The following is a 19,942-nucleotide window of genomic DNA, read 5'->3' as shown; positions in this document are numbered from 1 at the left end:
TAGTGTAAAAGAGAACGATTGGAGGCGCATGTGTTATGCTTGTGCGCGCTTCGCGAATGTGCGAAGTGTTTCGATGATGACCGTTGTCGCTTTTTCCATATTGTTCACAGAGATATATTCGAACTTCCCGTGATAGTTCTCTCCACCTGTGAAGATGTTCGGTGTTGGAAGACCCATGTAAGAAAGTTGCGATCCGTCTGTGCCACCACGAATCGGTTCGATTTTCGGTTCGATGCCAAGGCCGCGCATGACATCAGCGACGGTATCGACGATGTGTTTGACTGGTTCGATTTTCTCGGCCATGTTGTAATACTGGTCTTCCATTTGGAGTTCAATCCGTGCTTCCCCGTATTTTTGTTTCCATTCGAGGACAAGCTTCTCCATCAACGCTTTACGCGCTTCAAACTTCTGTTTGTCGTGATCGCGGATGATGTATTGAAGCGTCGTCTTCTCGACGTCCCCAGTGAAGCCGTTCAAATGGAAGAATCCTTCATAATTGCTCGTCCGTTCTGGTGCCTCATCAGCAGGTAACCGATTTTGGAACGCCATCGCGAGCTTCATCGAGTTCACCATCTTATTTTTCGCGCTACCTGGGTGTACGTTCGTTCCGTGGAAGGTGATGGTCGCACCGGCTGCGTTGAAGCTCTCATACTGCAACTCTCCGAGTGGTCCGCCGTCCATCGTATAAGCGAAGTCTGCATTGAATCGGGCGACATCGAATTTATGTGGTCCACGGCCGATTTCTTCATCTGGTGTGAAGGCGATGCGAACCGTCCCGTGTGGAATCTCAGGATGGGCCAATAAGTATTCAACGGCTGTAACGATTTCAGCAATCCCTGCCTTATCATCCGCACCAAGGAGTGTCGTACCATCCGTTGTCATGAGCGTATGCCCGACATACCCATCAAGTTCTGGGAAGTCTTTTGGTGATAAGACGACATTCAATGACTCGTTCAAGACGATGTCGCCACCTTCATAATGCTCGACGAGTTGAGGGGACACGTTCGTTCCTGTGAAGTCGGTCGCTGTATCCACATGAGCGAGGAATCCGATTGTCGGGACGTCATAATCGACGTTACTTGGAAGTGTGGCGAAGAGATAGCCGTATTCGTCCGTCTCAACGTCTGTCAGTCCGAGATCTTTCAATTCTTTCTCCAAATGGCGAATCAAATCCCATTGTTTGGCCGTCGATGGTGTTGTCGCACTTGTGAAATCCGACTGTGTATCAATCTTCGCGTACGTCATTAAGCGTTCAATTAATTTTGCTTGCATGGATTGCCCTCCTATAATAAGTTTCATCTTCATTAGTTTATCACGCGCAATCGAAGTCGAAACAAAAAAGTCGCGCCCATCGATGGACGCGACCTGTTCAAAAGAGAAACGGATATAGAATCGGCAAGATAAACGAGGTGAAGATTGCGGTCAATCCCATTGCGGCACCACCTGTTGCACCGGACAACGGATGTTCCGTTGCCGCCTGAGCGGTCCCGATTCCATGACTGATTGTCCCGAGTGTGAGTCCACGCGTGAACGGGTCGTCCATACGGATCCATGTCAAGAGTACCGGTCCAAGCATCGCCCCTAAAATACCGCAGGCAACAGCAATCGAGGCGGCAAGTGTCGCATCTCCTTCTAGCTGTCGAGCCAACTCAAGGGCAATCGGAGACGTCGCTGATTTGACCGATAGCGCAATCAATACGTTTTCGGTAAACGAAAACAGTTTGCCGAAAAGTACAGCCACAAAAATCGTAGAGAGTGACCCGAGTACGATGGCACTCAGGGCCCGTTTTGCCCGGGCGAGTAGTACGGGTAAGTTGCGATAGAGTGGTAACCCGAGGGCGACCGTCGCCGGACCAAGTAAGATGGTGATGATGTCGGTGGCTGGTTTATACGTATCATAGGACTGTCCTGTCACGAGTAACAGAAGAATCAAAATTGCTGTACTTAAGAAGACGACATTGGTGAACGGAGATGCCCACTTCATGGAAAGTCGACGACTGAGCGAATACACGAGAATCGTCAATCCAATCCAAACGTATGTCATGATATCTCACCTTCTCTCCCGGAAACAAACGCCGTCACGACCATCCCGACCGCCATGCTGGCGAGTAACGTGATGAGGAGCGGGATGCCGGCAGCTTTTAACAACGTTCCGTATGCCATAAGACCGACGGCGATCGGGATGAAGAAGAAGGCGAGGTGCTTCGTTAAATATCCGGCACTGTCCTCAATCCATTCCACGCGAATGACTTTTGTCAACAAGAGGATGAGCAACAGTACCATGCCGATGACGCTGCCCGGTACTTTCCAAGCGAACGTTTCGACCATCCAATTGCCGAGCGTGCTCAGTCCGAATAAAAGAGCGAGCCCAATCATCCATTTTAATAATTTCATATACATGACTTCCTTTCACGTCATTCAAAACGTATGAATCTTCTCAAATTCAACGAGAGAGGTCAAGAAAAGGGTATGATACGTTTATTCTACTTGATGAAGAGGAGGAAGATAGCGCGATGGAAGAAAAGGGGACACTTTATTTTTTATGTGGAAAAATGGGGGCTGGAAAATCAACGATGGCCAAGCAAATGGCTGCTGAACAACGAGCGGTTCTCTTATCTGAAGATGAATGGTTATCTACGTTATATCCGAATCAAATTCATACGTTTGAGGACTATCAAAAGCATGCTAGGCTACTGAAGCCACTAATTGAATCTCATGTCCAACAGTTGCTGCGACTCGGGATGCATGTAGTGATGGATTTCCCGGCAAATACAAAATCGTCACGATCTTGGTTTTTACAATTGTCAGAACATGCTGGGGCGAATCACCGTCTGATTTATCTCAACCGAAGTGATGAACAATGTCTTCGACAGATTCAGAAACGTCGCATCTCGGAACCGGAACGAGCCGCATTTGATACCGAAGAAATCTTTCATCATGTGACTTCATTTTTTGAAGCGCCAGATGATACGGAACACCTACATATCATTGAAAAATAAAACATGCGTAGCGGATACACCGCTACGCATGTTTTAGGCTTATGCTTGTTTTTTCTTACGGAATTGTGCGAAGAACTCATAGACGATTGGTACGATGAGCAACGTGAGAAGCGTCGAACTTGTAAGTCCGCCGATCACGGTGACGCCGAGACCTTTCGAGATGAGTGCCCCACCCTCGAGACCGAGTGCGAGCGGTGCGAGTGCACCGATTGTCGCGAGTGCGGTCATCAAGATTGGGCGAAGGCGTGTGACTGCTGCCTCAAGTAACGCTTCACGTGTTGATAAACCAGCTTCTTCTTTATGAATGACGCGGTCAATCAAAACGATGGCGTTCGTGACGACAATCCCGATCAACATGAGTGCCCCGATCAAGGCAGAAACCGAAATCGTTTCACCCGTGATGAGGAGGGCGACAAGTCCCCCGATAATCGCATACGGGAGTGAGAACAACACGACGAATGGTGTGAGTGCCCCTCCGAATGTGATGACGAGAACCAAGTAGACGATGGCGATTGCGGCAAGCATCGCAAGACCGAGCTGTGTGAACGATTCTTGAATCTGTTCCGTTACACCGCCGACATCATACGATACGCCAGACGGAAGCTCAATCTCTGAAACGCGTTCTTCAATCGCAGCAGACGCTTCTGTCGCTTTATCTGTGCTGAGTTCAACACTTACTTGTGCGAGCAGCTTTCCGTCACGCTCGACGAGTGTGTCCGGTGTTGTGCCTTCTTCGATTTCAATGAAGTCTGAAATCGGGCGTGGACCGAACGGTGTCGTGATTTCTTGTGCTTGCAGGTCATCGACACTGTCATATGTCACTTGCTCGTTCGGGATGACGACGTCTAACTGTTTGTCATCCACTGTCACGCTCGCAAGTGGACTTTCCGGTGCCTGGAACTGACTGATGACTTGCGCGATTTGACCTGCAGATACACCGGCTTCTGCAGCGGCCTGTTGGTCGACGTTGAACGTGTATTGTACGTAAGACTCACGTAAGTCAGATGTCGCTTGACGGACATAATCCGTCTCTTCTTCAATCGTCTCGATGAAAGTCGGCACGATCGCTTCTAAATCTTCAAGCGAGTTGGCATAGACATTGTATGTGACACCGCTCGTTGCGCCGCCACCTGAGAAGTCTTGTTCTTTCCACTCCCCATTTGAGGCGAGTTCATTCAACTTCTCGATATCAGCCAACTTCACATCGGCGAAGTCTTCCGTATCCGGGTCATACTGGACGATAAAGATTCCTTGTTTGTTGTTTCCAGGGTTCAGCGGGTTCTCTCCACCGACTGTGAACTGAACGTCGGTTGCGTTCGGTTGTTCTTCCATGAAGTATTCTTCAGCCACTTCTGCTGCGGCAATCGAATCTTCAAGTGTTTGACCCGGTTCTGGGTCGAACGTGACGAACAACGTCTTCTCCGAATCTTGGTTCAAGAAGTTGACCCCGATTGCTGGAACGAGGGCAAAGCTACCAATCAATAGGGCAGTCGCGAGTCCGAATACGACGAGTTTATGGTTCAGTGACCAGTTCAAGACGCCACGATACCATTCGGCGAGCTTGCCTGGACCTTCTTCTGGCTTCAACTTGTCGCGGTTTTTAAAGAACGAGTCGGCCATCATTGGTACGACCGTGATCGCGACGAGTAACGAAGCGAGTAATGCGAAGACGACCGTCAATGCGAACGGCAAGAACAGTTCACCGACAAAACCAGTGACAAATCCAAGCGGCAAGAATACTGCAATCGTGACGATGGTCGACGAGGCGATCGGGATGAATACTTCTTTTGTTGCCGCGATAATCAACTCTTTACCGCGAAGTGGTTCGTTCGAACGCGTGAGTCGACGGTAAATGTTCTCGATGACGACGATGGAGTCATCGACGACGCGCCCAATCGCAACGGTCATCGCACCGAGCGTCATGATGTTCAACGTGATATCCAACTGCTTCAAGACGATGAGTGCCATGAGAAGCGACAACGGGATCGAGATGACGGCGATGATCGTCGATCGGAAGTTACGTAAGAACACTAAGATGATGAGGATAGCGAACAACCCACCAAGTAATGCTTTAGACAACATGGTTTCGACCGACTCTTCAATCGGTTGTCCTTGGTCGAGTGTGATTGATACATTCGCCGTATCGTTTTCAGCTTCGAAGTCATTCAATACTTCTTTGACGGCGTTGACGACATCGACCGTGTTCGCATCTTGTGTCTTCGTCACTTGTACGCCGATTGAACGTTCACCGTTCGAGCGAGAAATCGATTCTTCGATTCCTTTGTCCTCGATTGTCGCAAGTTCACTCAACGCGACAGTCGGAACCGTCGTCGGAACGTTCGGTGGTAATGCCGATGGTGTTTCCGTCGGGACCTCTGTTGGCACGTCTGGCGTTTGACCAGGTGGCAATTCAGTCGGGGCAGACGGTGTCGTCGGCGTTGATTGTGCTGGTGAGTAAGGGATTTGAAGATCGCGGAACGCTTCGAGTGTCTCCGACTTGCCGTCGATGACGACCGCTTGCTCCGTATCCCCTAATTCATATAACCCGAGCGCGATCCGAGCGTCATTTGCTTGAATCAATTGTTTGACCGTGTCTTCTGTCAAATTGTATTCTGCGAGCGCATCTTGGTCGAATTGAAGCTCGACGCGGCGAATCTCTTGCCCGGCAATTTGGACGGTTTGCGCACCTTCCACTCCTTCAAGAGCAGGCTGTACTTCTTCTTCGACGAGTTTTGTCAATTCGGCCAAATCCAGGCTTTCATCCGAGATGGCAGCCCCGATTACCGGGAAAGCGTCGAAACTGAGACGCGACACTTGAGGGTCTTGTGCCGACTCCGGCAATTCGACGTTGCTTAACGCATCTTTGACTTGTTGCTCCGCTTCATCCATATCGGTACTGAAATCATAATCGATTTGGATGTTCGAAGCGTTTTGGAATGACGAAGAGCGAACTTGTTCCACACCATTTAAATTCTGAAGACGATCTTCTAACACGGTGCTGACTTCTTCGAGCACTTGTTCAGGGGATGCACCTGGATAAATGGTTGTGACCGAGACGGTCGGAGTCGTAATGTCCGGTAACGTCTCGAGCTTCATCGTCAGACCGGCGAAAAGACCGGCGGCCGTCAAGATGATCGTCATCAACCAAACCGCAAACTTGTTGTTGACGGAGAAGGACGTGATTTTCTGCATGGGTTTTTAATCTCCTCTATTGTTATGTTGTTTTATGACTCACGATCGATGTCGTGGGCTCGTTCAATCAAGCGTGCGATAATCGCTTGTTTGAGTTCGGCAGGGGGAACGCCGACACCGAAGTGTTCGGACATCATCATACCTTCGAGTGCATAACGAATGATCATCGTTTCCACCGGATCAGCCGTTTGTTGGAACTGTGCGAAGAACGTATCCAAATCATGTTTCCAACGATTGGCGTACTCTTGGTCGACTTCGAACAACGTGAGAAATGCAATCATTTTCTCGACGTCGATTTGGATGGCAGCACGCTCAGGATGCAACTTCGTTTCATCAAATAGACGAACGAATGCCTCGATAGGTCCATGGCCTTCATCTTGCAATGAAGCATATAGCTCGTTTTGTTCTTGTTGTAATCGTTCGACCATCGCCGTCATCAACGCTTCTTTTGAAGGATAATGATAAAGAAGTCCCCCTTTAGATACACCCGCAGTCTTGGCGACTTCATCTAAGGTAAGTTGATGCACGCCGTGGTTCATGATGATGTCGGTTGCCGCATCCAACAGCTTTTGCTTTGTAACGTTCGATCGGTTTGACATATCTTCACCTCTTTCTGTACCGACCAGACGGTTTGTTTGATTTTACTATATCGTCCCCATTCTTTTGAAGTCAAGAAATGATGTCCTCAAAACTGTCACGAATTGCACATGTAATATGATAGCGATTGCAGAAAAGTCTTGACGTGAGAATGATTATCAGTGATGATAGGTACTGAGAGTAATTATCATTACCAGAGAGAAATAACCGAACGTGGGGGAATGACAGATGAACAAAAAATATGCAGCTTTAGGAATTTCAGCAGCGTTAACGACATCGCTCCTTGCCGCTTGTGCAAGCACAGATGAGACAACTTCAAATGAAGGCTCAGACGATTCGAACGTCGTCAATGTTTACTCGAGTCGCCACTACGATGTCGATCAACAATTATATAAACAGTTTGAAGAAGAAACAGGCATCAAGGTCAACGTAGTGGAAGGGAAGAGCGACGAACTTCTCGAGCGTTTGAACACAGAAGGGGAGAGCACAGAGGCTGACCTCTTCATCACTGCAGATGCTGGAAACTTGTATCAGGCGAAAGAAGCGGGACATCTTCAAGCGGTCGATAGCGATGAGCTTGAGTCAAACATTCCTGCAAAATATCGTGACACAGACAACGAGTGGTTCGGTTTGACGAAACGTGCGCGTGTCATCGTGTACTCAAAAGATCGCGTGAAACCAGAAGATTTGTCGACGTACGAAGCGTTGACGGAAGAACAGTGGAACGGCAAAGTGCTCGTGCGTCCATCGGAAAACATGTACAACATCTCACTCCTCGCATCGTTCATCGAAGTGAACGGTGTCGATGAAGCGAAAGAGTGGGCGAAGGGCTTAGTGAACAACATGGCACGCGACCCACAAGGGAACGACCGTGACCAAGCGAAAGCAGTCGTCGCTGGCGAAGGGGACGTGGCCATCATGAACACGTACTACATGGGGCTCATGTTGAATTCTGAAGACGAGGAAGAGAAGAAAGTCGCTGAACAACTCGGTGTCTTCTTCCCGAACCAAGATACAACAGGCACACACGTGAACATTTCGGGTATCGCGATGACGAAAGCATCGAAAAATACAGAAAACGCTCAAAAATTGATGGAGTTCATGTCAGAACCGTCAGCTCAAGAGAAGTTTGCGAGTGTGAACTATGAATATCCAGTCAACGAGTCGGTTGAACCGAATGAGCTTCTCCAGTCATGGGGTGAGTTCAAAGAGCAGGATATCAATCTCTCTGTACTCGGTGAAAACCAACAAGAGGCAATCCGTATCTTTAACGAAGTAGGTTGGAAGTAAGATGACTTCGGCTTGAACGAGAGTTCAGGCCGGAGATTTTTGCGTTCTTCACACCCTAAGCGCTACACGGGATGCACAGAAACTGATATGATGGGACAGGAATTGATAGTTTACAGAACGGGAGCGGTACGACATGAACTGGCACGCAGTAAAACGACAACTGAATGGATGGGCGATCCTCAGCTTTCTCGCGATTTTATTGATCGTCTTGCCGGGAATTGTCGTGCTCGTCGAATTGTTCGCCCCGGTCAATGACAATTGGCAACACATTCAAGAGTACCTGTTGCCCCGTTACGTGCGAAACACGCTGTTCATCATGGTGGCTACAGGAGTCTTGACGACCGTGATCGGAACGAGCCTCGCTTGGTTCGTGACCGTCTATGATTTCCCGTTCCGTCGTTTCTTTAAATGGGCACTCATCCTGCCGCTCGCGATTCCGCCTTATATCGGGGCGTATACGTATCACGGCATCTTGAACTATACGGGTGTGATCCAGACGACGTTACGAAACGAATTTGGTATCACCGTCGATCAGTCGTACTTCAACATCATGTCGATTCAAGGAACGGTATTTATCTTTACCTTGTTCCTCTATCCATACATTTATACGATCACACGAGCGTTCCTGCATAATCAATCGTCCTCGATGATTGAGAACGCGCGAATTCTCGGTCGTGGCTCGTGGGACATTTTCTTCACGGTCGTCATACCGATTTCCCGAGTCGCCATCATCGGTGGTGTCAGTCTCGTGTTGATGGAAGTGCTCAACGACTATGGCGTCGTGAAATATTTCGGGATTCAGACGTTTAGTACCGCCATCTTCAGCACGTGGTTCGGGATGAAGGATACATCGTCGGCGCTGAAGCTTGCGGGCACTCTCATGATTCTCGTCATCGCCATTTTGACGATGGAACGGCTCGTGCGAGGACGGAAGCAGTTCAGTTACGCTTCGACGAAAGTGAAACCGCTCAAACCGAGACCGCTGCAAGGCTGGCATCGCTATGCGGTATTCGCATATGTTTCGCTCGTCTTTGCGATTGCATTCGTCATTCCGTTCACTCAGTTGACGGCATGGACGTTTCTGACGTTCGATACGGTCTTCACGGAAGAATTTTGGCAACTCGTTTGGAATACGGTTCGGGTCGCCTTTACCGCAACCGTGATCATCTTACTGTTCGCACTCATCATTGCGAACTATACACGACTCTTCCCGTCGAACATGACGCGTGTCATTTCGAAAGTGACGACACTCGGGTATTCGATTCCGGGAGCGGCCATCGCCATTGCGGTCATCACGCTCTTCTTGTGGCTCGATGACAAAGTGCTCGATTTGGCACGGGCGCTCGACTTGAGTCAGACATTCGTGTTCCGGACGACGCTCATCATGCTCATCTTTGCCTACGTCATCCGCTTCCTCGCCATCGGCTACAACTCGATCGAGAGCGGGTTTGAGAAAGTAGGGAAGTCGTTTACCGAAGCATCCCGTATGCTGGGGTGGAATACGGTCCAAACGTTCTTTCGCGTCGATATCCCGATGATCAAAGGCGCCATCATGAGCGCGTTTATCCTCGTCTTTATTGATATTATGAAAGAGTTGCCGTTGACGCTCTTTTTACAACCATTTAACTTTTCGACGCTTGCGACACAGGCGTTCAAATACGTGAGTGATGAGAAGATTCACGAAGCGGCACTCGCTTCCATCGTCATCGTCCTCATGAGTGGACTGTTGATTTTCGTTTCCCACAAGGTGCTTGATAAGGAGGCCGACTAATGTTTGTTCAAATCAATGATTTACATTTTAGCTATAAAGGTGCACATGAAGAGACAATCAAAGGGTTCTCGATTTCAATCACGAAAGGTGAAATCGTCTCGCTTCTTGGGGACAGCGGATCGGGGAAGAGTACGATTCTCCGTTTGATCGCAGGACTCGAGATGCCGAACCAGGGCGTCGTCGTCGTGAATGACTGTGTCTGTTGCGACGATTGTCAGTTCATGCCGCCAGAAGATCGTGGCGTGGGGATGGTCTTCCAAGACTATGCACTCTTCCCGCACATGACCGTTGAAAAGAACATTCGATTCGGTCTTCATAAACTGAACCGCAAGGAGCGGAATGCGCGTGTCGAAGAGATGCTCGCGCTCGTCAACTTGACGGAGTTCCGTCACCGTTATCCGTACGAACTTAGTGGGGGACAACAACAGCGTGTCGCGCTCGCGCGTGCGCTCGCACCGAAGCCGGCGCTCTTGATTCTAGACGAGCCGTTCAGTAATTTGGATACGTCACTTCAACACAGGATTCGCGACGATTTGCGTCGTCTCTTGAAGCAGACAGGTACGACAACGATTTTCGTAACGCACGATGAGGAAGATGCCGAGGCACTTGCCGACCGGATTGTCTACCTTGGAGAAGGCAAAATTAAAAAGCAGGTCATGACGGAGAACAACAAGACGTTCAACCCGCAAATTCCTTGCTTCGTATAAGTTCGGCGCACTCATTGATGAATGGGTGCGTTTTTATTGTGGGTCCATCATTCGATGAAGCGATGGTCTAAAACAGACAAGTGTTCCTGCCAATCTGGCCAAGAAGACTGAAGTGACGTGATCAATTCGTGCCCACTAAAGCTAATCGTACTTTCATGGGACGCATAAATGACCCAGTTCATTTGTTGATCGAACCAATAACGTTCTAAATAACGTCCGTCATAACAAGGATCCAAGGAAATGGTATCGATTTTCCAGAGCGTGCGATCCTCATGTAGTTCAAAGACGACATCCGCGCCTAAACGCAATATCCATTGTTGGATTTCCTTAATTTTTTGATCATCCTCCTCAATATAGTCGCTATCGAACGCAATCACATCGGTGCGCCCAGCAGTCGATAGAGGGTACCAATAATATGAATCCGTCACACCCCAAATGGCGCGAATTCTTCTCTTTAATTGATTGGCGAGAGGTGATGGAAGTTGAGTCCTCATGATGTGTAAACTCCTTATCCTAAAGTCGGTGTATGTGTTGCTACATTTACTATACATAAGAAATAGAAAAACGTCCTTAGCTGTTATCTAAGGACGTTTCGTACCTACTTCGTTGTCTGAGACGGTTTCGACTCATTTCCGAGTTGGTCAATCGCAGTCACGTAGTAGGATGCATTGTTCTCATTTGTGACCTCGATACTTTTTCGTGCATGGGAAGGGATACTTTCGATATGAGTCGCTTTTCCGTCGATGACTTCGTAGACTCGATATCCAATCACGCTCTCTTGACGAACGGCGTGCCATGTCAATAAGTTACCTTTCAATTCGACTGCCGTCGGTGTCTCGAGATCGACAGTTTCGTTCAGTTCGGTATCCACCAGCTCTGTATAGACGACGAATCGTTCATCATAGCCCCCGTCCCCGAACGTACCCGAACAGGTAATCAAATTTAAGTTCCGATTTGATGTGGCACCGAAAATCTCTTCAATTGGCGCGGTTTTCGTATCATATCGTTCTGTTTTCGTGACGCGGAACCGAAGGGTGTTACCCGCCTCATCTTGAATCAGAACGTCATCGCCTTTTGTCAGTTGATCGAGTTGATAAAAGATAGCCGGGCCGGTCTTGCTGTCGACGTGACCGGCAATCACAGCATTTCCTTTGCTACCCGGTGTGACACCGGGTTCGAACCACCCGACCTGGTTCTCATCTTCTGGTACACCCATCTGTCCATTATCGAGGACCCCGACTTGTTCGATGGCGGTGTCGACATCGATTTTAGGGATCTGGATTTGAACAGGGGTGACGGCCTTGGCGTTTTCTTCTTCCTCGGCTAAGCGTAGCTTTTTCACCTCTTCCTGTAGAAGTGAGAATTCAGCCGTTAAATCCGGGCTCTCCTCTATTTGTTTTTCTTCTACAGGTGGTGACGACGATTCTTGGGCGCTCGTCCACGTCCAGAAGCTAAAACAAAAGAGAGAGAGCGCCAGAAACAAAAGGCGCTTGTTCATGGGACTCCCTCCTTATTGATTATTGTTCAGATACTTTACGTTTGCGAAGCGTTACGAAGGCGAGTAAGATTCCGCCAAGTACAGCTAATCCAGCGTAGAGAGTGTTCATTGATTGTTCTTGTGCACCACCGAGACCTGTTTCAGGCATCTCTTCAGGCATCATTGTTTCTTCGAACTTGTCAGGCATTTGTGTCACGATCGCGTTACCGAGTGTTTCACCAACACCGAACATGAACGCATATCCTTCACGGAATGACATCCAAGCCGCTTCTGCATCGCCAGCGACATATTGATCGAATGTGTCGAGTACGAGCGCTTCGTGCTGTTTGATTGCTTCTTCACCGGCAGCTTGTGGTAAGTTACCTTCTGTTGCTGCATCGAGGAATGTGCTGAAGTCGACAGCGAATGTGTCGAGGCGCATACGCGCATCTTCAATCATCGCTTCGTCACCTTCGAGTGTAGCGGCAACGATGTCACCTTGTGCTGTGATGTGATCTGAGTTCCATACTTTCTCGAACTGTGCTGCACCTTCGTCACCATATACGGATGCGATGGCTGCTTTGAAGTCGAGTGTGTTCTGGTCTTCTGCCCATGTCACGTAGTCATAGTCCTCTGCTTGGTCGTACCCTTTTTGCATACCGATTGCAGCGAGGGCGAAGTGTTCACCTGCAAGACTGTTCAATGTTGAGCGGAGTTCAACAGCTGGTGTGTCTGCTCCAGTCGTAAATTTGTCAGGCATTTGTGTGACGATTGCACCCGAGAGAGCTTTACTGATGTTGAACATGTGCTTGTAGCCTTCACGGAACGTCATGTAAGCTTCTTCGTAATCTCCTTCGACGTAGTTATCGAATACAGAGAGGACTTGGTCTTCATGAAGTTCGAGTGCATCAGCTGCTGCGTCCTTCGGTAAGTTGCCTTCCGTCGCTGCGTCGAGGAATGTTGAGAATTCTTCTACGAACTCATCGACTTCCGCTTCAGCTTCCATGCGTAGTTCCTGGTTGTCTGATTTTGCTGCTTCTACGAAATCAGCTGAGTAGTCGTTGTGACCACGGAAGATTTCTTCAAATTGTGCAGCGCCTTCTTCACCGTAGATGGAAGCGATGGCTGGTGTCATGTCGAGCGCGTTTTGATCGAGAGCTTGATCCGCGACCTCAGCATCTGCCGCCTCGTCATATCCTTTCATCATCGATGTGACGGCTAACACGTAATGCTCAGATAAGAGTTGATCGAGTGTGGCGCGAAGGTCACCTGCTGGTGTGCTTGCTGTCGGTGTGTGATCCGCTGCCTGTGCGTTGACTGGTACGAGTAGTCCTAAGGCTAGTGCCGGTGCTACGATTTTGTTTAACGTCTTCTTCTTCATGGGTAATCGCTCCTTTTCGTAAGTGAGTGTTGTCGTTATTTACACCCATCTAACGGAGCAGTTCAAAAAATGGATCACTCTTTTTTTATTTTTTTTCGTTTTTTTGTTGAAGAGTACGATAAACCCCTGGTGCGACGCCATATTTTCGTTTAAAAATTCTGTGGAAATATGGGTAACTTCGAAATCCAGACAGTTCTGCAATCGTTTCTAACGAATGTTTTGTATAGCGCATTTGCTCTTCGGCAAGCTGTAAGCGAATCGATTGTGCATATTCGATGATCGTCATCCCGGTCCCTTCTTTAAAGAGATGAACCGTCCGTGAAACGCTGAGTCCAACCGCTGCGGCGACGTCTGACACTTTGAAGTCACTCGTTACGTGCGCTTCGATAAAGCGCATCATACGAGAGACGACTGGAGGTCGCGCATGGGAATGCACATCTTGAATCGAACGATCGAGCATGAGCAGAAGTGCTTGAACGAGTGTTTCAATTAAAACGGCACTTTGTTCAGACGGTGGACGGCGCACTTCTTCCGTAATGTGTTGCCATAGTGAGAGTAGGCGAGAATCGATAGTGATGGCATATAGTCGCTCCCGTGGAGTCGCATGCCACCATGTTTCGATTGAATGCCCGGTACAGAAGATATGATAGTCTCCGCTCGCGGGTGTATCGACATGCATTTCATAGAAGTCACCCGGACGAACAATCAATACGTCACCAGGTCGTGTGATCATCGTTTCCCCATTGACCACAATCCGAGCCGTTCCTGCCGTTTGTAAGCGAATCAGATACGTATCGAGTCGATTAGCAAATGGAAAAGTATAAGTCGTTGTATGGTATGAATAGCCACAAAAGCCGATTTCCATAATAATCTCCTCTTTTTATAGCAAGATTGTACATATCTTAATCATATCATGGATGGTCATGATTCCTTGGAGGCAGTACGATGAAAGCGTTGAAACGGAAAATGAACTTCAAGGAGGACATAACATGAAACAATGGTGGAAAGAAGCGGTCGTATATCAAATTTATCCACGTAGCTTCAATGACTCAAACGGAGATGGGATTGGCGACATCCAAGGAATCACGGAGAAGATGTCATATTTGGCAGAACTCGGGATCGACGTCATCTGGCTCTCACCGGTATACGATTCACCGAACGACGATAACGGATACGATATTCGTGATTACCGTGCCATCATGGACGAGTTTGGTACGATGGATGACTTTGATGCGATGCTTGAAGAAGCACACCGTCACGGGATTAAAATCATGATGGACCTCGTCGTCAACCATTCTTCTGACGAACACCAATGGTTCATGGAGTCGCGTTCTTCAAAAGACAGCCCATATCGTGACTATTACATTTGGAAAAAAGGGAAGGACGGTCAGCCACCGACGAACTGGGGGGCTTTCTTCGGAGGCAGTGCTTGGCAGTATGATGAGGCAAGCGATGAGTACTACCTCCATCTCTTCAGTAAGAAACAACCGGATTTGAACTGGGAAAGCGAGACGCTTCGTCGTGAAGTGTATGACCTCATGACATATTGGCTCGATAAAGGGGTCGACGGGTTCCGGATGGACGTCATCAATATGATCTCAAAAAATCCAAGCTATCCAGATGGTCAAACGCAAGGAACAGGGTTCGGTGACGGTACACCATTCTTCTTTAACGGACCACGCATCCATGAATTCATGCAGGAGATGAATCGGGAAGTCTTATCGAAATACGACACAATCACGGTAGGGGAGATGCCAGGGGTCAGTGTGGAGGAAGCCAAACTTTATACGGGTGAAGACCGCAACGAACTGAACATGGTCTTTCATTTTGAACATGTGGACGTCGGGAACGGAAGCTTCGGGAAGTGGAATCCGACAGACTGGAAGTTGACTGAGTTAAAGACAATCTTCTCGCGTTGGCAAGAAGGGCTCGAAGAGGAAGGATGGAACAGCCTGTACTGGAGTAACCATGACCAGCCCCGTGCCATCTCACGCTTTGGAAACGATTCGCCTGAATATCGCGTTCGTTCCGGGAAGATGCTCGCGACACTTCTTCATCTATTGAAAGGGACGCCTTACATTTATCAAGGAGAAGAGTTCGGCATGACGAACGTCGCGTTTGAATCAATCGATCAGTACCGAGATATTGAGACGTTGAACGCCTACCGTGACTACACATCCAAAGGGTTGTTAACGCACGACGAGATTTTCCGTGGCATCCATGAGCGAGGACGTGACAATTCACGTACACCGGTACAGTGGTCAGACGAAGCACATGGTGGATTTACGACAGGGACGCCATGGATCGAGGTCAACCCGAACTTTGTTGACATCAATGCGGAAGCGGCAAGGAAAGATCCGAATTCACTCTTCCATTACTACCGTCAGTTGATTGCGCTCCGTAAAGCGAACCCGCTCGTCGTCTACGGAAAGTATGAGCTGTTGTTACCGGAAGATGAGGCGGTCTATGCATTCACACGTTCATTCGAAGGTGAGACATGGCTCGTACTCTGTAACTTCTCCGACGAGACACAACAACGAGAGCTACCATATGACGTGAAAGAACGTGTCATCGGAAACATGGAACCGATAGAAGCGTTCACCCTTCGTCCTTATGAAGCACAAGTGTATAAACTGTGACGAAAAGCTCGCCAGACGGCGAGCTTTTTTAAGTGCATACGTATCTTCTCTCGATGATTCGGGAATAGTGTAAGTAACGTCTGACATGAAAAGAGGGAACGACATGGGTACTTTAATCGCGTACTCTTCCAGATATGGAACGAGTGAAAAAGTGGCGGCTTTACTCGCCGAACGTCTATCGGGTGACGTTCGTGTCCAAAATATCGTAGAAGAGCCGAACGTCACGTGGGAGATGGTAGATCACGTCATCGTCGGGAGCTCAATTCGAATGGGCACGATCCAAGACGAGATGAAGGAATGGTTGACGCTTCACGAAGCACACTTGCTTGAGCATCCCCTCGCTTTATATTTGTGTGCCGGGACACCGACAGAGTCGGAACGGATTCGCGAGCTAGAAGAAGCCTATCGTGACACGCTGCGCGAACATGCCTATTTCGTCGAGGTCGTCGGGAGCGGGTACGACTTTGAACGAATGGGCTTTTTAGACAAAGCAATCGTTCGCATGATGGCCAAACAAAAAGAGAGTTCACTTCAACTCGACGATGCCAAACTGAATCAACTCGTGGAAGCCGCTCAAACGTCTGAGCGCACCCGGTCTGAAAATCCTTGAGCGAGTAAATCATGCACATCAATCGGGCTTTTCGTGGAGATGAGTACATCTCCGCTTTTTTTCTGCCCTTCAATCTGATGAAGAGCAAGGTGTTCGAGTTGACGACCGATTTTTAGAGCGATAGGTGCAGATTCTTGGCATCGTAAGGCATCGATAGTCACTTCATCGGTGCGGTTATCTCCCCCAAATAGTTCGAGGTCGGCTCGGGCTGTGGTAAACCCGCGCACGGCGATTCGTTTCAGTTGAACGCGTCTCGATTTGTATTGGATCGCAAGTGCCGGATGTTGTTCGTAATCGTAGGTCGGGTCGCCGATTGCAGTCAAACCATGAATCAAGACGTCCTGATAGGCCGATACAACCAGGCTTCGTGGTGAGGATTTTGTATAGAGTGAACTGTGAACCGGCTCGACGGACACTAAGTTTGTGCCTGATAGGAAGCGGGCTGTCTCTGAGTTCGGATCGTCTGCTAAATGATGACCGATGTGACGGAAGTTAAATGAACGATTGTCATGCACCGAAAGATGGCCGAAGATATGAACGTCGTGTGCGGCAGATGAGGTCCCATGTGCTTTTACTTCGATGCCTCCAAAGCAGCCTTCCGTTCTATTGTGAACGAGTGTGACGTGCCGCGAACCGTCATCAATCTCAATCCCATTTGAGTTTGAGAACCCTAAGGCGTGTGTTCGACCGTGAGGATGATGACAATAGCAGTTGGTAATATAAATGGCATCACTATGGTGTGTGGTGATTCCGTCATCCCCATAATTCGTCGCCTCGAGATGATCGAGATGGATATATCGGCTCCCGTTTGCCGCGCGAAGCCCGTCCCCTAAGTAATGATAGTGCGGAGACGTGATGTCGAACGCATGGAGCCCAGAATTTTTGGCTATCACATGATGCACCCATCCATACGTCACATGGGCAAACGTCAAGGCGCTCGATGTCGTGTCACCGCTCGTCGTCCGTTTCACATCACCTAAGCGCGCGACATTCCAATCGAGCGTCAGGTGGCATACCTCGATATGATGATTTCCTGCAAAAGGGGTGGCGTTTCGTAACAATCGTCGATGTCTCGGTGCACGATCGGACAGTTTGAGAATCGTGACGTCTTGTCCTGCGCCTTCGAGCACGCAGTTGGAAGGTAGACGAATCCCCCGAACGATATAAACGCCTGCTGGGACAAAGACACGACGGTTCGAGCGGATGGCGAGTCGAAAGGCGAGGGTACAATCCGTTTTTCCATCTCCGACAGCACCATAGTCCGTTACATCAACACATTGTTTCGTCGTCTGCAGTAAATTCAAATATTCGGCATCGAGCCGACGCATCCAGACGGGACGAACGATGCCGTCGACTTGCTCGAGCGGAAAGGACGTGCGGACAGGGGTGATCCGTTCCGTCAATGGGATTCGACACGGGATAGATTGTTGTTGCTCAAAGTAAGAAGCTTCCCGTGTAGCACGGTGCCATTCAAGTGTTTGTTGGATGAGGTCTTCTTCCGACCAATCGGAATGAGAGGCAATCATCGATGCGATTGCGTGTGGGTCCTTAATGTTTTTCATTATAAATCCTCCTAGCATCATCTTCTCTAGCATGTACCCGTTTCACCTTGTTTTTTAGCAATCAGAAGTATTTACTAGACAGAAACATCTAGTCGTGTTATATTCAATATGTGCTTAATTAAGAATAGCTGGAATCATAATTCACAAGTGCTTGGGATTATTTTTCATTAGATAATCCAGAGGCTTGTATTTTTTTTGGTCAAGTTTTTTCTAGTAAGGCACTACTATAACGCATAGCGTTTATTTCAGGAGGGTTCATTCATGAACACAGGTAAAGTAAAATGGTTTAACTCAGAAAAAGGTTACGGCTTCATCGAAATGGAAGGCGGAGACGACGTATTCGTACACTTCTCAGCAATCCAAGGCGACGGCTTCAAAACACTTGAAGAAGGCCAAGAAGTAACTTTCGAAATCACTGACGGAGCTCGTGGACCACAAGCTTCTAACGTTGAAAAAATCTAATCTTCCTTTCTAAGGAATATGATACCTGCTCGCATCGGCGAGCAGGTTTTTTTGTGTTTAATCCCATAGTTTGAGGGAACAGTATACGAGCGACAAATCATGAAGGAGGAATTTGGAATGAGTGCAAAAGACACAGCGTTAAAAATTCTAGAGGGTAGCAATGTCGGGACGATGGCGACCGTGTATAAGGTGAAACCCCACAGTCGATATATGACATTTTTCCATGATGATTTCACACTCTACACAGCAACCTCTAACGATACAGATAAAGTAGAAGAACTAGAAAAGAATCCATATACGCATATTTTAATCGGCTACGATGGAGATGGTGTGGGCGACACTTACTTAGAAATCCTCGGTAAAGCGACCGTGTCGGATGATGAATCGATGAAAGAGAAAGTATGGAATGAGAAACTTGAAGGATGGTTCGATGGTCCGGACGATCCAAAGCTTGTGATCCTTAAAATCGAACCGGAATCGATGCGCGTGATGAACAAGAAAGGTCAACCACCACAAGAAGTGACACTATAATCTCTTCTAAGACACCTAAATCAGGTGTCTTTTTTTGTGGATGAATGTGAATAGAATATGGCGTACATATGGACGAATCATGAACAAAGGAAAATACATATGTGAAATAGTGAACATGAATGGTATATTGTGAATGTAATCACATTATACATTTATTTAACTTCTTGAAAGGGAGGAATTATGATGTTCACGAAATTTTGGCAAAATCATAACATCGCTACAGCGATCTTGACGGTGTTACGTGTATGGCTCGGTTATCATTGGTTAACGGCAGGTTGGGGTAAAATCACGGGAGGTTTTGGAACAGAAGGATTCTTAAACAATGCGGTGTCACTCGCTTCTGGAGAACATCCGGCCGTTGCTGGATGGTGGGCTGCATTCCTAGAAAACTTTGCGATTCCAAACGCCGGGCTATTCGATGTCCTGATTCCTTACGGTGAATTCTTGGTAGGCTTAGGATTATTGCTCGGTGCCCTCACACGTAGCGCAGCGTTCTTCGGACTCGTCATGAACATGGCGTTCTTACTATCAGGAACAGTCAGTACGAACCCAACGATGTTGATCGTATCTGTCTTGATTTTAGTTGCCGGTCATAACGCTGGAAAAATTGGGGTCGACGGGTTGTTCCTTCGCCGTTTTGTCGAAACGAAAGTATTGCATCGTTCACCAAATCGTCAAATAGCCTCGTAACTTTTATGCGTTCTCTTGTGACAAACCTCTCACG

At 48.2% G+C, this 19,942-nt stretch carries 19 protein-coding genes; 9 read left to right on the top strand and 10 right to left on the bottom strand.

What is annotated here, in order from left to right; translation table 11 throughout:
* Positions 1-33: 33 nt before the first annotated feature.
* The 3 genes from pepT to ACFO4U_RS11455 all read right to left on the bottom strand — a co-directional run bounded on the left by pepT (position 34) and on the right by ACFO4U_RS11455 (position 2,394).
* Positions 34-1,272: a peptidase T gene (gene pepT, locus ACFO4U_RS11465; protein ID WP_215244255.1), complete on the bottom strand. Its 1,239-nt coding sequence runs from the start codon at positions 1,270-1,272 to the stop codon at positions 34-36.
* 97 nt (positions 1,273-1,369) lie between these two features.
* On the bottom strand, positions 1,370-2,044 hold the full coding sequence (locus ACFO4U_RS11460; RefSeq protein ID WP_215244256.1) for an LrgB family protein: 675 nt from the start codon (positions 2,042-2,044) through the stop codon (positions 1,370-1,372).
* Positions 2,041-2,394: a CidA/LrgA family protein gene (locus ACFO4U_RS11455; RefSeq protein ID WP_215244257.1), complete on the bottom strand. Its 354-nt coding sequence runs from the start codon at positions 2,392-2,394 to the stop codon at positions 2,041-2,043. The genes ACFO4U_RS11460 and ACFO4U_RS11455 overlap by 4 nt, the downstream gene beginning before the upstream one ends.
* A gap of 119 nt (positions 2,395-2,513) precedes the next feature.
* Here ACFO4U_RS11455 and ACFO4U_RS11450 point away from each other — a divergent pair, with 119 nt between their 5' ends.
* The gene (locus tag ACFO4U_RS11450) at positions 2,514-2,999 is read left to right on the top strand and encodes a P-loop nucleotide/nucleoside kinase family protein (RefSeq protein WP_215244258.1); all 486 of its coding nucleotides are present in this window, start codon (positions 2,514-2,516) and stop codon (positions 2,997-2,999) included.
* A 39-nt stretch (positions 3,000-3,038) separates the two neighbouring features.
* Here the strand turns inward: ACFO4U_RS11450 and ACFO4U_RS11445 are convergent, their stop codons facing one another.
* On the bottom strand, positions 3,039-6,191 hold the full coding sequence (locus ACFO4U_RS11445) for an efflux RND transporter permease subunit (RefSeq protein WP_215244259.1): 3,153 nt from the start codon (positions 6,189-6,191) through the stop codon (positions 3,039-3,041).
* A gap of 32 nt (positions 6,192-6,223) precedes the next feature.
* Positions 6,224-6,790, bottom strand: a complete 567-nt coding sequence (locus ACFO4U_RS11440; RefSeq protein WP_214873636.1) for a TetR/AcrR family transcriptional regulator — start codon at positions 6,788-6,790, stop codon at positions 6,224-6,226.
* A gap of 226 nt (positions 6,791-7,016) precedes the next feature.
* On the opposite strand from ACFO4U_RS11440, the gene ACFO4U_RS11435 reads away from it, so the two are divergent.
* The 3 genes from ACFO4U_RS11435 to ACFO4U_RS11425 all read left to right on the top strand — a co-directional run bounded on the left by ACFO4U_RS11435 (position 7,017) and on the right by ACFO4U_RS11425 (position 10,556).
* Entirely contained in the window at positions 7,017-8,078 is a 1,062-nt protein-coding gene (locus ACFO4U_RS11435; RefSeq protein ID WP_159563300.1) for a Fe(3+) ABC transporter substrate-binding protein, read from the top strand.
* A 133-nt stretch (positions 8,079-8,211) separates the two neighbouring features.
* Positions 8,212-9,849, top strand: coding sequence for an ABC transporter permease (locus tag ACFO4U_RS11430; protein WP_215244260.1), 1,638 nt, complete (start codon positions 8,212-8,214; stop codon positions 9,847-9,849).
* A complete protein-coding gene (locus ACFO4U_RS11425) occupies positions 9,849-10,556 on the top strand; it encodes an ABC transporter ATP-binding protein (protein ID WP_031424334.1) in 708 nt (235 codons plus the stop codon). Before ACFO4U_RS11430 ends, ACFO4U_RS11425 begins: the two co-directional genes overlap by 1 nt.
* A 47-nt stretch (positions 10,557-10,603) precedes the next feature.
* Here the strand turns inward: ACFO4U_RS11425 and ACFO4U_RS11420 are convergent, their stop codons facing one another.
* The 4 genes from ACFO4U_RS11420 to ACFO4U_RS11405 all read right to left on the bottom strand — a co-directional run bounded on the left by ACFO4U_RS11420 (position 10,604) and on the right by ACFO4U_RS11405 (position 14,279).
* Positions 10,604-11,050 (bottom strand): hypothetical protein, encoded by a 447-nt coding sequence (locus ACFO4U_RS11420; RefSeq protein WP_215244261.1) that lies wholly within the window; start codon positions 11,048-11,050, stop codon positions 10,604-10,606.
* Between the two features lie 104 nt (positions 11,051-11,154).
* Positions 11,155-12,054, bottom strand: coding sequence for a class F sortase (locus ACFO4U_RS11415; protein WP_215244262.1), 900 nt, complete (start codon positions 12,052-12,054; stop codon positions 11,155-11,157).
* A 19-nt stretch (positions 12,055-12,073) separates the two neighbouring features.
* Positions 12,074-13,414, bottom strand: a complete 1,341-nt coding sequence (locus ACFO4U_RS11410; RefSeq protein ID WP_074035026.1) for a copper amine oxidase — start codon at positions 13,412-13,414, stop codon at positions 12,074-12,076.
* Positions 13,415-13,499: 85 nt separating this feature from the next.
* Positions 13,500-14,279 carry an AraC family transcriptional regulator gene (locus ACFO4U_RS11405; protein WP_215244263.1) on the bottom strand — a complete coding sequence of 260 codons (780 nt, stop codon included), beginning with the start codon at positions 14,277-14,279 and terminating at the stop codon, positions 13,500-13,502.
* Between the two features lie 124 nt (positions 14,280-14,403).
* On the opposite strand from ACFO4U_RS11405, the gene ACFO4U_RS11400 reads away from it, so the two are divergent.
* Entirely contained in the window at positions 14,404-16,053 is a 1,650-nt protein-coding gene (locus ACFO4U_RS11400; RefSeq protein ID WP_159563305.1) for a glycoside hydrolase family 13 protein, read from the top strand.
* Between the two features lie 103 nt (positions 16,054-16,156).
* Positions 16,157-16,663 carry a flavodoxin domain-containing protein gene (locus ACFO4U_RS11395; protein WP_159563306.1) on the top strand — a complete coding sequence of 169 codons (507 nt, stop codon included), beginning with the start codon at positions 16,157-16,159 and terminating at the stop codon, positions 16,661-16,663.
* On the opposite strand, the gene ACFO4U_RS11390 is transcribed toward ACFO4U_RS11395, so the two are convergent.
* Positions 16,627-18,225, bottom strand: coding sequence for a glycoside hydrolase family 55 protein (locus tag ACFO4U_RS11390; RefSeq protein WP_215244264.1), 1,599 nt, complete (start codon positions 18,223-18,225; stop codon positions 16,627-16,629). The genes ACFO4U_RS11395 and ACFO4U_RS11390 overlap by 37 nt on opposite strands.
* A 261-nt stretch (positions 18,226-18,486) precedes the next feature.
* Between ACFO4U_RS11390 and ACFO4U_RS11385 the strand changes: the two genes are divergently transcribed.
* The 3 genes from ACFO4U_RS11385 to ACFO4U_RS11375 all read left to right on the top strand — a co-directional run bounded on the left by ACFO4U_RS11385 (position 18,487) and on the right by ACFO4U_RS11375 (position 19,908).
* Positions 18,487-18,687 (top strand): cold-shock protein, encoded by a 201-nt coding sequence (locus tag ACFO4U_RS11385; RefSeq protein WP_015880427.1) that lies wholly within the window; start codon positions 18,487-18,489, stop codon positions 18,685-18,687.
* Between the two features lie 117 nt (positions 18,688-18,804).
* Positions 18,805-19,218 (top strand): pyridoxamine 5'-phosphate oxidase family protein, encoded by a 414-nt coding sequence (locus ACFO4U_RS11380; RefSeq protein ID WP_143180203.1) that lies wholly within the window; start codon positions 18,805-18,807, stop codon positions 19,216-19,218.
* A gap of 183 nt (positions 19,219-19,401) precedes the next feature.
* The gene (locus ACFO4U_RS11375) at positions 19,402-19,908 is read left to right on the top strand and encodes a DoxX family membrane protein (protein WP_215244265.1); all 507 of its coding nucleotides are present in this window, start codon (positions 19,402-19,404) and stop codon (positions 19,906-19,908) included.
* The last annotated feature ends 34 nt before the right edge of the window (positions 19,909-19,942 follow it).

Origin of the sequence: Exiguobacterium profundum, assembly GCF_042652865.1 — a bacterium.
GTDB lineage: Bacteria > Bacillota > Bacilli > Exiguobacteriales > Exiguobacteriaceae > Exiguobacterium > Exiguobacterium profundum.
The sequence above is the reverse complement of the archived record's forward strand: the minus strand, read 5'-3'. Positions and strand labels throughout refer to the sequence as shown.

What these genes read in the sequence shown, in the direction of transcription:
- ACFO4U_RS11405 (WP_215244263.1), bottom strand. Translation starts at nt 14,279, where the DNA reads ATGGAAATCGGCTTTTGTGGCTATTCATACCATACAACGACTTATACT.
- ACFO4U_RS11395 (WP_159563306.1), top strand. Translation starts at nt 16,157, where the DNA reads ATGGGTACTTTAATCGCGTACTCTTCCAGATATGGAACGAGTGAAAAA.
- ACFO4U_RS11440 (WP_214873636.1), bottom strand. Translation starts at nt 6,790, where the DNA reads ATGTCAAACCGATCGAACGTTACAAAGCAAAAGCTGTTGGATGCGGCA.
- ACFO4U_RS11435 (WP_159563300.1), top strand. Translation starts at nt 7,017, where the DNA reads ATGAACAAAAAATATGCAGCTTTAGGAATTTCAGCAGCGTTAACGACA.
- ACFO4U_RS11375 (WP_215244265.1), top strand. Translation starts at nt 19,402, where the DNA reads ATGTTCACGAAATTTTGGCAAAATCATAACATCGCTACAGCGATCTTG.
- ACFO4U_RS11420 (WP_215244261.1), bottom strand. Translation starts at nt 11,050, where the DNA reads ATGAGGACTCAACTTCCATCACCTCTCGCCAATCAATTAAAGAGAAGA.
- ACFO4U_RS11410 (WP_074035026.1), bottom strand. Translation starts at nt 13,414, where the DNA reads ATGAAGAAGAAGACGTTAAACAAAATCGTAGCACCGGCACTAGCCTTA.
- ACFO4U_RS11425 (WP_031424334.1), top strand. Translation starts at nt 9,849, where the DNA reads ATGTTTGTTCAAATCAATGATTTACATTTTAGCTATAAAGGTGCACAT.
- pepT (WP_215244255.1), bottom strand. Translation starts at nt 1,272, where the DNA reads ATGCAAGCAAAATTAATTGAACGCTTAATGACGTACGCGAAGATTGAT.
- ACFO4U_RS11400 (WP_159563305.1), top strand. Translation starts at nt 14,404, where the DNA reads ATGAAACAATGGTGGAAAGAAGCGGTCGTATATCAAATTTATCCACGT.
- ACFO4U_RS11380 (WP_143180203.1), top strand. Translation starts at nt 18,805, where the DNA reads ATGAGTGCAAAAGACACAGCGTTAAAAATTCTAGAGGGTAGCAATGTC.
- ACFO4U_RS11390 (WP_215244264.1), bottom strand. Translation starts at nt 18,225, where the DNA reads ATGAAAAACATTAAGGACCCACACGCAATCGCATCGATGATTGCCTCT.
- ACFO4U_RS11460 (WP_215244256.1), bottom strand. Translation starts at nt 2,044, where the DNA reads ATGACATACGTTTGGATTGGATTGACGATTCTCGTGTATTCGCTCAGT.
- ACFO4U_RS11415 (WP_215244262.1), bottom strand. Translation starts at nt 12,054, where the DNA reads ATGAACAAGCGCCTTTTGTTTCTGGCGCTCTCTCTCTTTTGTTTTAGC.
- ACFO4U_RS11455 (WP_215244257.1), bottom strand. Translation starts at nt 2,394, where the DNA reads ATGAAATTATTAAAATGGATGATTGGGCTCGCTCTTTTATTCGGACTG.
- ACFO4U_RS11430 (WP_215244260.1), top strand. Translation starts at nt 8,212, where the DNA reads ATGAACTGGCACGCAGTAAAACGACAACTGAATGGATGGGCGATCCTC.
- ACFO4U_RS11450 (WP_215244258.1), top strand. Translation starts at nt 2,514, where the DNA reads ATGGAAGAAAAGGGGACACTTTATTTTTTATGTGGAAAAATGGGGGCT.
- ACFO4U_RS11385 (WP_015880427.1), top strand. Translation starts at nt 18,487, where the DNA reads ATGAACACAGGTAAAGTAAAATGGTTTAACTCAGAAAAAGGTTACGGC.
- ACFO4U_RS11445 (WP_215244259.1), bottom strand. Translation starts at nt 6,191, where the DNA reads ATGCAGAAAATCACGTCCTTCTCCGTCAACAACAAGTTTGCGGTTTGG.